At 45.9% G+C, this 14,758-nt stretch carries 10 protein-coding genes; 6 read left to right on the top strand and 4 right to left on the bottom strand.

Annotation, left to right across the window (positions count from 1 at the left end; all coding sequences use genetic code 11):
• Positions 1-11 precede the first annotated feature (11 nt).
• The 3 genes from L2W36_RS11130 to L2W36_RS11120 all read right to left on the bottom strand — a co-directional run bounded on the left by L2W36_RS11130 (position 12) and on the right by L2W36_RS11120 (position 4,079).
• Entirely contained in the window at positions 12-1,715 is a 1,704-nt protein-coding gene (locus L2W36_RS11130; RefSeq protein WP_062456546.1) for a putative 2-aminoethylphosphonate ABC transporter permease subunit, read from the bottom strand.
• A gap of 45 nt (positions 1,716-1,760) precedes the next feature.
• Positions 1,761-2,867 (bottom strand): putative 2-aminoethylphosphonate ABC transporter ATP-binding protein, encoded by a 1,107-nt coding sequence (locus L2W36_RS11125; protein WP_006069274.1) that lies wholly within the window; start codon positions 2,865-2,867, stop codon positions 1,761-1,763.
• 201 nt (positions 2,868-3,068) lie between these two features.
• On the bottom strand, positions 3,069-4,079 hold the full coding sequence (locus tag L2W36_RS11120; protein ID WP_062455943.1) for a putative 2-aminoethylphosphonate ABC transporter substrate-binding protein: 1,011 nt from the start codon (positions 4,077-4,079) through the stop codon (positions 3,069-3,071).
• Between the two features lie 221 nt (positions 4,080-4,300).
• Here L2W36_RS11120 and phnW point away from each other — a divergent pair, with 221 nt between their 5' ends.
• The 3 genes from phnW to phnX are packed head-to-tail and all read left to right on the top strand — an operon-like array spanning position 4,301 to position 7,588.
• A complete protein-coding gene (gene phnW, locus L2W36_RS11115) occupies positions 4,301-5,404 on the top strand; it encodes a 2-aminoethylphosphonate--pyruvate transaminase (RefSeq protein WP_107306010.1) in 1,104 nt (367 codons plus the stop codon).
• The gene (locus L2W36_RS11110; RefSeq protein WP_236110049.1) at positions 5,404-6,777 is read left to right on the top strand and encodes an aspartate aminotransferase family protein; all 1,374 of its coding nucleotides are present in this window, start codon (positions 5,404-5,406) and stop codon (positions 6,775-6,777) included. Before phnW ends, L2W36_RS11110 begins: the two co-directional genes overlap by 1 nt.
• Positions 6,770-7,588, top strand: coding sequence for a phosphonoacetaldehyde hydrolase (gene phnX, locus L2W36_RS11105; protein WP_236110048.1), 819 nt, complete (start codon positions 6,770-6,772; stop codon positions 7,586-7,588). Before L2W36_RS11110 ends, phnX begins: the two co-directional genes overlap by 8 nt.
• A 95-nt stretch (positions 7,589-7,683) precedes the next feature.
• Here phnX and L2W36_RS11100 read toward each other — a convergent pair whose 3' ends face one another.
• Positions 7,684-8,397 (bottom strand): GntR family transcriptional regulator, encoded by a 714-nt coding sequence (locus tag L2W36_RS11100; RefSeq protein ID WP_006069279.1) that lies wholly within the window; start codon positions 8,395-8,397, stop codon positions 7,684-7,686.
• Between the two features lie 255 nt (positions 8,398-8,652).
• On the opposite strand from L2W36_RS11100, the gene mngA reads away from it, so the two are divergent.
• The 3 genes from mngA (at position 8,653) to L2W36_RS11085 (ending at position 14,751) form a co-directional block, all read left to right on the top strand.
• Positions 8,653-10,587, top strand: coding sequence for a PTS 2-O-a-mannosyl-D-glycerate transporter subunit IIABC (gene mngA / locus L2W36_RS11095; protein ID WP_236110047.1), 1,935 nt, complete (start codon positions 8,653-8,655; stop codon positions 10,585-10,587).
• Between the two features lie 127 nt (positions 10,588-10,714).
• Positions 10,715-13,354, top strand: a complete 2,640-nt coding sequence (gene mngB / locus L2W36_RS11090; protein ID WP_236110046.1) for a mannosylglycerate hydrolase — start codon at positions 10,715-10,717, stop codon at positions 13,352-13,354.
• A gap of 386 nt (positions 13,355-13,740) precedes the next feature.
• Positions 13,741-14,751 (top strand): linear amide C-N hydrolase, encoded by a 1,011-nt coding sequence (locus L2W36_RS11085; protein WP_164491500.1) that lies wholly within the window; start codon positions 13,741-13,743, stop codon positions 14,749-14,751.
• The last annotated feature ends 7 nt before the right edge of the window (positions 14,752-14,758 follow it).

Genomic DNA, 14,758 nt, shown 5'->3' with positions numbered 1-14,758 from the left:
AATCATTGTTATTAGCGCTTGCGCCACGCTTGAGTTCGACCTTCAAACAACTTTCCAACAAACATATGGGTAAGTTTTGCCACCGCTGCCGATAGCATGATCATCACTGCCATTGCCGCAGCACTGCCCGTCTGCCCTGCATCGTCCATATTCAGCACCGCTACTGATGCCGGAATGGTGTTGGTTGAATACAAGAATACTACTGCCGATGTGGTTGTTAAAGCATTGATAAATAAATATATCGCTATATCTAATACCGCTGGTAAACAGCAAGGCAGCGAAACTTTGAAAAACAGCTTATATTGTGGGAGTTTAACCGAAGCAGCGGTGGCTTCAATCTCTGCCGGTAACTGCTTCAGAGCTGTCAAAGCTGTCATGTGTCCAACCGTGTAATAATGGACAATGGTATTAATCACCAGAAACGCCATCGTACCGTACATCACACCCAACGGGTTGTTGGCATCGTTAAAATAGAAGATATATCCCAAGCCGAGTACGAGTCCAGGTACCGCCATGGGAATCACACTCATCATTTGCATCGCTTGACGAACGGGAGCGAAGGCACGACCTTTTTCAATACAGTAAGCACCGACAAAGATAACTACAGAACCAATAATCGCCGTCCACGTCGCCAGTTTCAGCGAATTAAAGTACGGACTCCACCCATAGGTGCTCATCTCAGCAAAGTTATAGTTATTTAGCGTCAGCGCCTTGTTCCAAGGCCAAAACGTCACGAGCGAGCCATAAACCGCCATACCAAGTACCGCTAGAACCGCGAGGGAAATAACCAGGCAATAAACGAAGCACACCGAATCTCGCAGTTTATTAGGGGATGGTTGATAAGGCACGGAACGACTGTCCAACATGCTCTTTTGCTTTTTTTGTACCCAGCGATCAACCACAAAGGCCAATACCGCAGGAAGCAGAAGTAAGATACTGGTAACCGCCCCCATGGAGAAGTTTTGCTGCCCCACAACTTGCTTGAATATATCCGTAGCCAGCACGTTGTAACTGCCACCAATGACCTTAGGCACACCAAAGTCACACACCACCAGCGTAAAAACGACGATTAACGTACTGATCAAACCGTACTTTGCAGCAGGTAACGTCACCATAAAGAAGGTCTTGAACGGAGAGGTTTTAAGAGCTCGAGCCGCTTCGTAAAGCCTAGCATCTGAGGTGCGTAAAGAGGTGTTGAGAATCATCAAGGCGTGAGGGAATGTCCAAAATATCAAGCCTAGAGAAATGCCAACTAAGCCATAGACTGAATGCCCATGCAGCAACTCTTTTGCGACGCCCTGATTACCAAACAGAAAAATCAAACTGATAGCAGGCAGCAGAGAAGGCGCTAATATTGGAGCCGTGCCCATCAGTTGAAACACGCCTTTAAAGGGCATGCAAGAGCGCGTTAATGCGAACGCATACCCAAACGCCAAAAAGCCCACTACAACGGTCACAATCAGACCAAGGGTAAAGGTATTACTTAGTGAATACCATAAACTGTCGGTAGCAAAATAGGTGGCAAAGTTTTGTAGACCAACAAACTCACCGTCGCTGTTTTGGACACTCTTTTTCATCATGGCCCAAAGAGGCATCAAGATAAACAGTGTCATCGCCACAAAAAGGAACGTCAGAAGACCAAACAAAACAATATTGTCTTTGCTCATTGTTGAGCTCGCTTTTTGCGTTGCCAACTGTGCAATTCGTTGTTTCATAGACCCGCCTGTCGTCAAGGTTGAAGATGCTTGCATGTCTGTCCCTTAAGCCGCCGACTCTAACGTTGCACTTAGCGATGGATAGCCCAGCAAACCACTTTCAGAAAACGCAACATAGCGAATATCATTACGGCGCAGATTAAGTTCATTCGCCTGTTTCACGGGTACGTCCACATATAGAGCGTTGGCCATTGGTGCATGTTGCATTGCTACTTCGACGCGATAGTAAGACCCTTGAAATTCCTTGGATAACACTCTGACAGGAATAGCGTTCGAAGCGTGCTCGACAAAGTGCAGACTCTCCGGTCGCACGGCTAAATCAAATATATCGCCATGCTTTAGAGTCATATTGTCTAACGCAGGCAAACGCAGCATCGACTCAGCCACGCGCATAGTGTTAGCAGATGGCACCGATGCTTCGATAAAATTCATACTGCCAACAAAATCAGCGACAAATCGAGTCGCAGGTTGCTCATACACCTCTTGTGGCGTTCCAACCTGCTCAATCACACCGTGGTTCATCACCACAATGCGGTCAGCCATAGATAGCGCCTCTTCTTGGTCATGAGTCACCATAATGGTGGTGATACCAAGTTTGCGTTGCATCTGACAAATTTCATCTCGCAGGTGAGTACGCACTTTCGCATCCAATGCAGAGAGCGGCTCATCCAGAAGCAGCAGACCCGGAGACAACGCCAATGCACGAGCCAGAGCCACACGCTGTTGTTGACCACCTGATAGTTGGTTAGGAAACTTCTCTCCCGAGGTTGGCAAGCCGATCATTTCTAACCAGTGCTCTACTTTTTCAAGCGCCTCTTTGTTCGACATCCCTTGGTTCTTAAGACCGATAGCAATGTTCTCTTGTACCGTCAGATTTGGAAACAACGCGTATGACTGGAACACAATGCCAAAATCACGCTTCTCTGGTGGTAAAAACGTAATCGCCTCATCCGCTTGATGGATTTCTCCTGAGGTTGGAAGATCCAAACCTGCAATAGCGCGAAGCAACGTCGTTTTACCGCAGCCAGAAGGGCCGAGGAAACAGACGAACTCGCCTTTATTAATGGACAAGGAAATGTGCTTTAATGCCGTGAACTGACCAAATTGCTTCACCACATTGTTGATTTCTAGATAAGGTTTGGATACTGACATCGTTTACTCTCCAAATGGTATATACCAAATTTAAATCTGGTATATTTCATTGGGATGACAGTTTTGTAGCAGGTTGATTGCAGTTTAATGATTGGCTTTTCTGGTGTGATTGGAGAGCAGAAATGACAAGAGGAAGATCAATAACAATCTCCCTCAATAGCTTATAATCTACCAATTCCCAGTTATTTTATTTCTTTAAAATTAGGATTTAGGCTCTGACTTTCCATCAAACTTTTTCGACCATGTTTTTAAGATATCAGCACGATCGGCACCCATTTTCGCAAAATCCATCTCAGCCATCGCACCTTCAACTTCAGGGTAGTTCGAGACCACTGCTTTCACGTCTTTATGAGCAACCACTGGGTAGGATTCAACGTAGAGTTCGTTCGCCGCTTTTGACACTGACCAGTCAACAACACGCTTCGCCGCCTCAGACTCTTTCACCAAACCCACAGCCTCTGATTCCCAACCAATACCTTTAGGTGTGATAACCGCGAGAGGCGCACCTTGATTCTTGAGCTTCGCACCACGCACAGCCATCGAAATACCGATTGCCACCTCACCCATCGCAGCTTGAACGCAAGGCTTTGAACCAGAGTGCGTGTAATGTGCCATGTTGTTATCGAGTTTTTTCATGTAATCCCATGCTTGGTCCTCACCCATGTTTTGTAGCCAAGCTGAGACTTGCATATAACCTGTTCCTGATGAAGCAGGATTAGGCATGGCAATATGACCTTTGTACTCTGGTTTGGTTAAATCTTCCCATGACTGTGGCTTAGGTAGGTTGAGTTGCTTTGCCACCGCTTCGTTAAAACACACAGCATTGAAAAATGCATCATTGCCAAACCAAGCTTGATTAGATTGTGGGTCATTCAAACTGGCATTTAGCTCATCTGCACCTTTTGGAGTATAAGGCTTAAGAATCCCCTCTTCTTTAAGCAATGCCATAGAAGAGCCTGCTAATCCCCACACAACTTCGGCATGCGGATTGTTTTTTTCAGCAAGAAGTTTGGCCGTCATGATGCCCGTTGAATCTCGAACCCATTTGATTTTTACATCCGGATTTTCTTTCTCAAACGCATTCTTATATTTCGCCAGAATGTCAGTTTCGAAAGCGGTATACACCGTGACTTCTGTTGCTGCTAGTGCATTTGTCGCTAGTAGAGAAACCAGTGTCGCTAGTGTTCCCTTCATCAAACGGTTTTTCATCATTCTCTCCAGTTAGATTTGGTCTGTACCAGTTTGTGCGTTAAACGTTAAATTCCAATTATGACGATTAAATGAACGAATAATGGCAGTTTAAAGAAACTTTGATTGGCAAGGAGAGCGAGTGTGAAAGTTTTATGAAACCTTAAGTTGTGCCGTTTACTTCCCCTAATTATCGCTGTTAGATTAATCAAAACAAATTGGTATAGTCCAAATAGAGAAATAACATGAAGAACGATTATTTGCTGTTAACTCCAGGTCCTTTGTCTACATCAGAAACGGTGCGTCAAGCGATGCTTAAAGACTGGTGTACGTGGGACGATGAATACAATAAAGATGTCGTCGAAGTCATTCGTGCCAAGCTGACCCAGTTAGCGACTTCCCATCACGGTTATACCAGCGTTTTAATGCAAGGTAGTGGTACTGCATCGGTAGAGGCAACTATTGGCAGTGCCATCAGTAAAGACGGAAAGTTGCTTGTCATCGACAATGGCGCATACGGTGCGCGTATCGCCCAGATTGCAAGCTATCTCAATATCGCAACCCAAGTAGTTGATCCTGGCGAGGTTAACCAACCAAATATTGATGCTATTGATACGCTGCTCAAGCAAGATGACACGATTACTCACGTTGCCATCGTACACTGCGAAACTACGACAGGCATGCTGAACCCTATTAAGCAAATTGCATCGTTGGCAAAACAACATAGCAAAGTGGTCATTCTAGACGCGATGTCGAGCTTTGGTGGTATTCCAATGGATATTGGTGAGTTGGGTATCGACTTTATGATCAGCTCTGCCAATAAATGCATCCAAGGTGTTCCTGGCTTTGGGTTTGTTATTGCCAAGCAAACAGAGCTTGAGAAATGTAAAGGTCAGGCCCGCTCTCTCAGTCTCGATCTTTATGACCAATGGCAATGTATGGAAGTTAACCACGGCAAGTGGCGCTTCACTTCGCCAACTCATACTGTGCGCGCCTTCTATCAAGCATTAATTGAACTGGAACAAGAAGGTGGGATTCCCGCTCGTCATCAACGTTACTTTACCAATCAGAAAACGCTGGTTGAAGGCATGCGTTCGCTAGGCTTTCGCACACTTCTTAACGACGATTTGCACTCACCGATTATCACTTCATTCTACTCGCCAGAGCACAGTGATTATCAGTTCAAAGAGTTCTACGACCGTCTAAAACAGCAAGGGTTTGTAATTTACCCAGGCAAAGTTTCCAACGCGGACTGTTTCCGTATCGGTAACATTGGCGACGTACACCCTGAAGATATTGAGCGCCTTATCATTGCCATCAAAAAGGCAATGTACTGGGAGGTAGCATAATGCCAGAGCAAGCGACCCATTTACGCAGCGAGGGGGACGTGAATAATACGCCCGCTCGCCACAAGTGGAATCAGAACATTCAAGACCAAGCGACTCAAGCACTGCTTAAACGTGACTCGGATGTGTTTCTGCATCAATCAATGTCCACGCCTTGCTTGGATTCTTTAGAAGCAGCTGAAGGTATCTACATTCAAGATACCCGCGGTAAGCGCTATATGGATTTTCATGGCAACAATGTTCACCAACTCGGCTATGGTCATCCTCATGTGATTAAACGAGTAACCGAGCAGATGCACTCGTTACCGTTTTCGCCACGTCGCTTTACCAACGAAACGGCGGTGCAATGTGCAGAAAAACTAACGCAGATTTGCGGTGGAGATTTGAGCCGTGTGTTATTTGCGCCTGGAGGCACTTCCGTTGTTGGCATGGCACTTAAGTTAGCACGCTACATTACCGGCAGCCACAAAGTAGTTTCATTATGGGATTCTTTCCATGGTGCGTCACTGGACGCCATTTCTGTCGGAGGTGAAGCCTGCTTTCGTGAAGGTATGGGGCCTTTGATGGCAGGTGTTGAGCGTATTCCACCCGCCGTGTCCTACCGAGGTGCCTTACCTTCTCAAGATGGCAGCGATGTACATTATGCAGATTATCTAGAATACGTTATCGAGAAAGAGGGCGGCATAGGTGCCTTTATTGCTGAAGGTGTTCGCAATACCGATGTTCAAGTGCCAAGTAAAGCCTACTGGCAACGCGTACGCGAAATATGTGACAAGCATAATGTACTGTTGATTATCGACGACATCCCAAACGGTATGGGCCGAAGCGGCGAGTGGTTCACCTATCAAGCCTTTGATATCGAACCGGATATTTTATGCATTGGTAAAGGTTTCGGTGGTGGTTTGGTGCCTATCGCCTCCATGGTAACCAGAGAAAAATACAACACCGCTGCAGAGATTTCTCTGGGTCACTATACCCACGAGAAGAGTGCGCTTGGCTGCGCGGCGGCACTGGCTACCATGGAAGCCATTGAACAAGAGAATCTTTTAGAAAAAACACGTCGTGACAGTGAGTATGTCAAAACTCGCCTAGAAACGATGAAGCAACAGTATCCAGTCATTGGTGACGTACGCGGTATTGGTCTACTCTGGGGTGTGGAATTAGTGAAAAGTCATGTCACTAAAGCACGCGCATTCGATGAGGCAGAACAAGTTCTTTACCAATGTCTGAACCACGGACTGAGTTTTAAGGTGTCGCAAGGCAACGTTATTCAGCTTAGTCCCCCCCTCGTTATTACTCGTGAAGAGCTGACGACCGCACTCGATATTTTCGAGCAAGCAATCACTAAAGTATGTAAGGATTTCAACTATGTCTAATTCATCTCCAATTCAAGCCATTGTATTCGACTGGGCAGGAACTATCGTGGACTTTGGTTCATTTGCACCAACGAGTATTTTCGTGGAAGCATTTAAACAAGGTTTCGACTTCGATATTACGCTTGCCGAAGCTCGTGAGCCTATGGGCATTGGTAAATGGGACCACATTAAAGCGGTCGGCCAATTACCAGAAGTAAAAGTGCGCTGGGTTGCGCAATTCGGCAAAGAGATGAGTGATTCAGATGTAGACGCTATTTACGCTGCTTTCATGCCTTTGCAAAAAGCCAAAGTCGCCGATCATGCCGAGCCGATTCTTAATGCCGTTGAGGTGGTGAATTCATTCAAAGATAAAGGAATCAAGATTGGCTCTTGCTCTGGTTACCCGAGAGAGGTCATGGATGCACTTATTCCTGTCGCTGCGGACTATGGCTACAAGCCGGATTATGTGGTTGCCACAGATGATCTCCCTCAAGGTGGCCGCCCTGCACCATTTATGGCACTGAAAAACGTTATTGAGCTTGGTGTTGGCTGTGTTGGTGCTTGTGTGAAAGTCGATGACGCTGCGCCGGGCATCGAAGAAGGTCATAATGCGGGAATGTGGACCGTTGGCCTGCTGCTATCAGGCAACGAAGCAGGCTTGACGTTTGACGAATACCAATCAGCGGATCACGCCACTCTTGATGCAGCTCGTGAGCGCGCTCGCACGAAACTTGGCAAAGCATCACCGCACTACCTCATCGATACCATCGCCGACCTCCCAGGCGTCGTAGCGGATATCGAAAAACGTCTTGCTGCTGGCGAACGTCCTTAACGAGGACACTTCGACAGTACAAGAAGCGCGCTAAGCTCCTTTGGCTTATCGAGCATTTGAACGCAAAACCCGCAGCTAGGCTGCGGGTTTTTGCGTTAATGTCGTTTAGCCACCAAGGTAAATTTATATTCACTAGATTTAAAGTAGTTACGACTATACTCGAACACCGTATCTCCGCGTAAATAACCTCTAGTTCGCTTCTCTATGATGGGCTGAGCTGGGTTAATTTGCAGTAGATCAGCAATATCTTCCGGTGGTAATACAGGAATGATCTCTTGTTCGCTGCGATCGATGACCAAGCCTTTTTGTTTCTCAATAAAATCGTACTTAGAGCCTTGCATGACCTGATAAGTCAGGTCTGGGAACATACTCGTTGGCATCCAAGTTTCTTCCACTGTGATTGGGTTATCGTCCAAAAAGCGAACGCGTTTAATGTAAAAGATACGTTCTCCTTCTGAGATCTCTAAATGTTCAGCCATAGTGATAGATGCGGCTTGAATCTCAAAGGCCAGTACATCACTGTGAGTCACACCTTGTAAGTGAGCCCATTTCTCAGCAAAACTGGTTTGTTGGTATATATCGTAATTAACACGGTTTTCTTTTACATATGTACCGCTACCTTGAATACTCTCTAGCTCCTGGTTCTCTACCAATAACTTGATAGCCTGCCTGACAGTCACCCGACTCACAGAAAACTCTTCACGCAACTGAGCTTCAGTGGGCAACGCTTCCCCCACCTTATATTCTCCACTACTAATTTTTTCGCGGATCGCATCGGCAATTCTGCGATACATCGGTAATCTCGCCATACTAACCTCTACTACCTGATTACGGCGTCAATTGAGTCGGAGCACTCAACATTAACTATATTTAACCAATATGATACGAATTGATAGACTAATGACAAGCAGTTGTTACTACAAAAAACTTAAATTTAAATACAAAAACAATACATATTTCCAGGTAAATGAGATCTTGATCATGGATCATTTGTATCAAATAGGTATTATTCACTCATTGTTGACAGGACAACAATAGATGAATGTAACAATGGGACAAAAGTTATGAACCTAACATCTCTTACCAACCCATCGCTGATAAACCTACAAACGACATTTGAAAGTCGTGATGCAGCGATTGAAGCCCTTGCCGAACAATTACACCAACAAGGCAAGTTGTACAATAAGGAAGAATATTTAAAGGCTGTATTCGAGCGTGAAGCTCAAGGCCCAACAGCGCTAGGTGAAGGCTTAGCGGTACCACATGGGAAAACTGACGCGGTGAAAGAAGCCGCTTTCGCAGTCGCCACCCTTTCAAAAGATCTCAAATGGCAAGGACTTGATGAAGATGAAGACGTTAATCTCATCTTCTTAATTGCGATTCCAAATGCAGAGGCAGGCTCAACACATATGCACCTGCTTACCGAACTGACCACTACGCTGGTTGACGACGATGTGCGCCACGCGGTCCTCAATGCTACAACTTCAGAACAAATTCTGGATTTATTGACTGGGAAAGACAACACTGCCGAAAAACAAGACAACTTAGATACAAATGCACCAACCGTTGTTTGTGTAACCGCCTGCCCTGCTGGTATTGCTCATACCTACATGGCAGCCGAGTACCTTGAAAAGACAGGTAAAAAGCTAGGCTACAAGGTCTATGTTGAGAAACAAGGTGCGAACGGGATTGAAGACCGTTTGACTGCAGAACAGTTGAACAAAGCCACGGCTGTTGTGTTTGCAGCAGAAGTCGCAATCAAAGAAGTTGAACGCTTTAATGGTATCCCACGTGTTGAAGTGCCAGTGGCAGAGCCAATCAAACACGCAGAACGTATTCTGAACGACGCGATTGAAGCAGGTAAGAACAGTGCTGGTGCTGAGCGTACTATCGCAACAGACGATAAACCGAAAAAACTACCGCTGAAAACAGAGCTAAAACAAGCACTGCTCTCGGGTATCTCTTATGCCGTCCCTCTTATTGTGGCTGGCGGTACAGTTCTGGCAGTGGCCGTTCTTATTGCCCAAATTTTCGATCTGCAAGAATTGTATGCAACCGATGGTTCGTGGCTATGGATGTATCGTAAGCTTGGCGGCGGTCTGCTTGGCACCCTAATGGTTCCTGTACTTGCCGCTTACACCGCTTACTCGCTTGCTGATAAACCAGCGCTTGGTCCCGGTTTTGCTGCAGGTATCGCTGCCAACCTAATCGGTTCAGGCTTCTTAGGTGGCGTAGTTGGTGGTCTGATTGCGGGTTATATAATGCGTTGGGTGAAAGAGAATGTTCGCCTTAGCCCTGCCTTCAACGGCTTCTTAACCTTCTACTTATATCCAGTTATTGGCACTTTGGTTGCAGGTTCATTAATGCTGTTTGTTATCGGTAAACCTGTTGCATGGCTTAACCAAGGCCTGACGGACTGGCTAAACGGCATGTCTGGCACAAACGCTCTACTTCTGGGCGCAGTGATCGGCTGTTTCGTGTCATTCGACTTAGGTGGTCCAGTAAACAAAGCGGCATATGCATTCTGTCTTGGTGCGATGGCGAATGGTGTTTACGGTCCATACGCTATCTTCGGCTCAGTGAAAATGGTCTCAGCTTTCACCGTAACAGCATCGACCATGCTTGCTCCGCGTCTATTCAAAGATTTCGAAATTGAAACCGGAAAATCAACCTGGTTACTTGGTCTGGCAGGTATAACTGAAGGTGCTATTCCGATGGCAATTGAAGATCCTATCCGTGTTATCGGCTCATTCCTACTCGGTTCCATCGTTACAGGTGCCATGATTGGTGCAGCAGGTATCGGTCTATCGACTCCAGGAGCAGGTATCTTCTCAATCTTCCTGCTGCACGATGCCGGTATTGGTAGCTTTATGGCAGCCGCAATATGGTTCGGCGCAGCCTTAATAGGTACCGCTATCTCAACCGTTACCTTACTAGCGTGGAGAGCGCATGCCGTAAAAAAGGGCAAATTTGAAGCTCAGGTAGCCACGCAAAACTAATCAAAATTATTAATCAATAAGCTGAAGGGCACAGATTCTCTGTGCCCTCAATCAGCAACTAGTAACGATCAATCCCTTGATATTAAAGAATTTAAACTCACTGCAAAGCAGTCCAAAGGTTAACACAATGACTACATCTCGCGTTCATATCACTCCTCACATGCACTGGGACCGTGAATGGTATTTCACCACCGAAGAATCTCGAATTCTACTGGTGAATAATATGGAAGAAATCATGCAACGTCTGGAAACAGACCCTGAGTACAAATACTACGTACTCGATGGCCAAACTGCCGTTATTGAAGATTACTTTGCCATCAAACCAGAAAACAAGCAGCGAGTAAAAGCGCTCGTTGAGGCAGGTAAGTTAATTGTTGGTCCTTGGTACTCGCAAACCGACACCATGCAAGTCTCTGGTGAGTCTATTGTACGCAACATGCTTTATGGATTACGCGACTGCCTTGCTCTTGGCGAACCAATGAAGATTGGTTATCTGCCAGACTCTTTCTCAATGAGCTCTCAATTGCCAATGATCTATAACGGTTTCGACATCGACACTGCCATGTTCTGGCGCGGCTGTTCTGAGCGCCACGGTACCGACAAAACCGAATTCTTGTGGCAATCAAACGACGGCTCAGAAATCATGGCGCAGGTGCTGCCTCTTGGCTATGCGATTGGTAAATACCTACCACAAGACGAAGAAGGTCTGCGTGCGCGTCTCGATAAATACTTCCCCGTGCTTGAAAAGCCATCTGTGACCAAAGACATCCTATTGCCAAACGGTCACGATCAGATGCCAATCCAAAAAGACATCTTTGAGGTGATGGACAAGCTACGTGAAATCTACCCAGATCGTGAGTTCGTTATGAGCCGCTTTGAAGAGGTGTTTGATCGAATCCGCGAAGAGCGTGACAACCTAGATACAATCAAAGGTGAGTTTAACGACGGTAAGTACATGCGTGTTCACCGCACCATTTCTTCGACTCGCATGGACATCAAGCTTGTCCACGCAGAGGTAGAAAACAAGATCGTTAATATCCTTGAGCCGCTCGCTTCCATCGCTTGGACTCTTGGGTTTGAATACCACCATGGTCTTATCGAAAAAATGTGGAAAGAGAGTATGAAGAACCATGCTCACGACTCTATTGGCTGCTGCTGCTCAGATAAAGTTCACGCTGAAATTTTAAACCGTTACATCCTAGCGGATGATATGGCGACCAACCTGATCAATTTCTACAAACGTAAGATTGTTGACCATATGCCTGCTCGTGAAGGATGTGACAAGCTTGCGTTCTTTAACCTGTCACCATACGAGCGTGAAGAAGTGATCAATACAACCATCACCATTCGAGCTGACCAGTTCAACCTGTTTGATGATGAGGGCAACGCGGTCGAATACTTTATCCGAGAACAACGTGTTATCGACCCTGGCAAAATTGACCGCCAAATTGTTCACTATGGAAACTACGACCCATTTATTGAGTACGATATCCAGATTAAATATTCTGTACCGGCAATGGGCTACACGACGCTTCACATCCAAGGTAACCAAGACGGGGCACAAAAAGCGATTCATTCAAGCGCCGATATACTTGAAAATGAGTTCTACCAAATCACAGTCAACAACAACGGTACGTTGACTGTGCTGGATAAAGACACTCAGATGACGTTCGACCAAATATTGCGTGTCGAGGATGGCTCTGACGATGGCGACGAGTACGATTACTCACCTTCTCGCCAAGAATGGCTGCTGTATTCCGACGAGTTTGATGTTGAAACCAGCATCAAACATGAAGGCTTCCAGTCTGTCGCAACAATCAAGACTCGCATGAACGTACCTGCAAACCTTGAAGAGCGCGAAGCGCGTTCAGGCCAAAACGGGTTTGTTGATGTGGACTGCCAAGTAGTTCTAAAACAGGGCTCTCGCCGTATTGAAGTCCGCATGGAAATGGACAACCAAGCCGATGATCACCGTGTTCGAGTTCTCGTTCCAACACCATTCGTATCTGAAACTGTCGTTGCCGATAATCAGTTTGGTCTCATAACGCGCCCGACGAACGATCCTGCGATGGATGTTTGGGAGCAAGAAGGCTGGAAAGAAGCACCCGTACCCGTTTATCAATTGATGAACTTCGCAGCGGTTGAGAACAACACGGGCGGTATGGCACTAATGAGCAATGGTCTGCGTGAATTCGAAGTCATTTCCAGTCAAGGTAACGCGCAACGTGATACTTTCGCGCTCACGCTATTCCGTGGTGTTGGGGTCCTTGGTAAGGAGAACCTTCTTCTTCGACCAGGCCGACCATCTGGTATCAAGATCCCAACACCAGATTCTCAAACTCGCGGCAAGATCGTGTGTGAGTTTGCGCTGTTTGGTTTTGCTGGCAACCACATAGATGCCAACATCATGGCAGAATCACGTGACAATGTAACGCCAATACAGTGCTACAACAAAATTCCTTATAACGCGATGAAGTTGAATGTGGGCGAGCAAAACAAACCGCTGACTTACTCCTTGCTCAATAAGAATCAAAAAGGGGCCGTTCTGAGTGTGCTTAAGAAAGCAGAAGATGAAGATGCATTGATTCTCCGAGTCTACAACCCATCAGAAACTGCAACCATTGAAGACAATATCGCATTCAAAGAATCAGTTACCTCTTGGAGAGAGGTCAGTATGGACGAACGAATTCGAGATACTAACATTGAGATGCAATCCTTCGGATCGCTGAAACCGTGTCAGGCTAGAAGCTTCCAAATTAAGCTTTAAGCTAAGTTTGTGGTCAGCAAAAAGCATCGTGCTCCGCTTCTTTGCTGACTACTCCCTTTACCAATATCAAGGGAATGGTACTGTCTTTCGGTTATCACCATACCAGCGACGTACCTAGAGCCTGTTTAATTGAGACTTCACAGGCTCACTATTGGTAACTTATGGTCCTGATAAGTTCATAATCAAGCTCTTTGACCAACCCCGCTGCGAGGCGGGTTTTTTCATTAATCTCCTCCTAATTAGCCCCCCTACCAACGCTCCATCTATTGGTTATAACAATGGTTCCTATTTTGAATCCAATGATTGCTCACTTTAGATTGTCGTTCAAACCAAGTAGGTACTTCTTTAGGCAAGGATGTTATCTATCAAAGAATCGGAGCGAACAAATGAAAAAGTCAATTCTTACACTGTTACTAACCGCAACAACCAGTGGGGTAATTGTTGGTACTGCAGATGCATGCACCTATGCCACTTTTGAAGCTAATGATAAATCCTTTGTAGCTCGCACTATGGAATTGCCATTTGAAGCTCATGAGATGCTCACAGTCGTTCCAAGAGGGCATGAGTTCGCTGAGTTTACGGCTAAATATGGCTTTGTTGGGATGCAACATGGTCAAGAAGATATGGTGTCTTCAGGCATTAATGAGCATGGTGTTTCGGTTGAGGTACTAGCACTTGGAGCTGCGGATTATCTACCAGCAGGTAAGGGTGATATTTCACAGATCGCACTTGGGGCTTACATTCTTGGTAACGCACGTTCAACCGATGAAGCAGTCACGATACTTCATAATCTGAAAGTGCATCTTGGTAAAATGGCAGGGGTCGGCGCTATAGGGGTACATCTTGCAATCAACGATGGTGAGCGTAAGGTCGTAGTGGAACATACTCAAGGCGATGGCATAGCCGAGATTTACGAAAACGATCTCGGCGTCATGACCAATGATCCAGTCTATCCTGTTCAAGTAGAACTGGCGCAGATGATGCTTGATGGTAAAGGTTATGATGATGCAAAAGTACAGTTTGCAGAAGAGACCTTTAAAGGTTTTGACCGCTCACCCACTGGACGTTTCCAACAAATGGTGGCATTAAACGCGACTCAAGATAGCACCAGAATCGTTACTGACTTTGATGCAGTTAACCGTGCATGGTCAATGATCAATAGTGTTGATGTGGTGCAAGGGACCCTGTATTGGCGACACTTCGATCCCGAAAATCCACAAATGACCGGCTATTCGAATGTCACTGATATTAACAACAAAGACTATTACTTCCGTACCTACGACAACCAACAGATTCGCAAAGTCGATATCGATACTATTGATTTCGCCAACACTACTTACAAGCAGTTTGACATCTTCAGAACCATTGATGGCTATCAAGTTATTGATATTAATTAATTTATCC

Source organism: Vibrio sp. McD22-P3, from assembly GCF_021568915.1.
Classification (GTDB): Bacteria; Pseudomonadota; Gammaproteobacteria; order Enterobacterales; family Vibrionaceae; genus Vibrio; species Vibrio mediterranei.
This window is presented reverse-complemented; position numbering and strand designations above follow the sequence as displayed.

Excerpts from the sequence above, each read along its gene's own strand:
- phnW (WP_107306010.1), top strand. The coding sequence starts at position 4,301 with ATGAAGAACGATTATTTGCTGTTAACTCCAGGTCCTTTGTCTACATCA.
- mngA (WP_236110047.1), top strand. The coding sequence starts at position 8,653 with ATGAACCTAACATCTCTTACCAACCCATCGCTGATAAACCTACAAACG.
- L2W36_RS11125 (WP_006069274.1), bottom strand. The coding sequence starts at position 2,867 with ATGTCAGTATCCAAACCTTATCTAGAAATCAACAATGTGGTGAAGCAA.
- L2W36_RS11120 (WP_062455943.1), bottom strand. The coding sequence starts at position 4,079 with ATGATGAAAAACCGTTTGATGAAGGGAACACTAGCGACACTGGTTTCT.
- L2W36_RS11110 (WP_236110049.1), top strand. The coding sequence starts at position 5,404 with ATGCCAGAGCAAGCGACCCATTTACGCAGCGAGGGGGACGTGAATAAT.
- L2W36_RS11100 (WP_006069279.1), bottom strand. The coding sequence starts at position 8,397 with ATGGCGAGATTACCGATGTATCGCAGAATTGCCGATGCGATCCGCGAA.
- L2W36_RS11085 (WP_164491500.1), top strand. The coding sequence starts at position 13,741 with ATGAAAAAGTCAATTCTTACACTGTTACTAACCGCAACAACCAGTGGG.
- mngB (WP_236110046.1), top strand. The coding sequence starts at position 10,715 with ATGACTACATCTCGCGTTCATATCACTCCTCACATGCACTGGGACCGT.
- phnX (WP_236110048.1), top strand. The coding sequence starts at position 6,770 with ATGTCTAATTCATCTCCAATTCAAGCCATTGTATTCGACTGGGCAGGA.
- L2W36_RS11130 (WP_062456546.1), bottom strand. The coding sequence starts at position 1,715 with ATGAAACAACGAATTGCACAGTTGGCAACGCAAAAAGCGAGCTCAACA.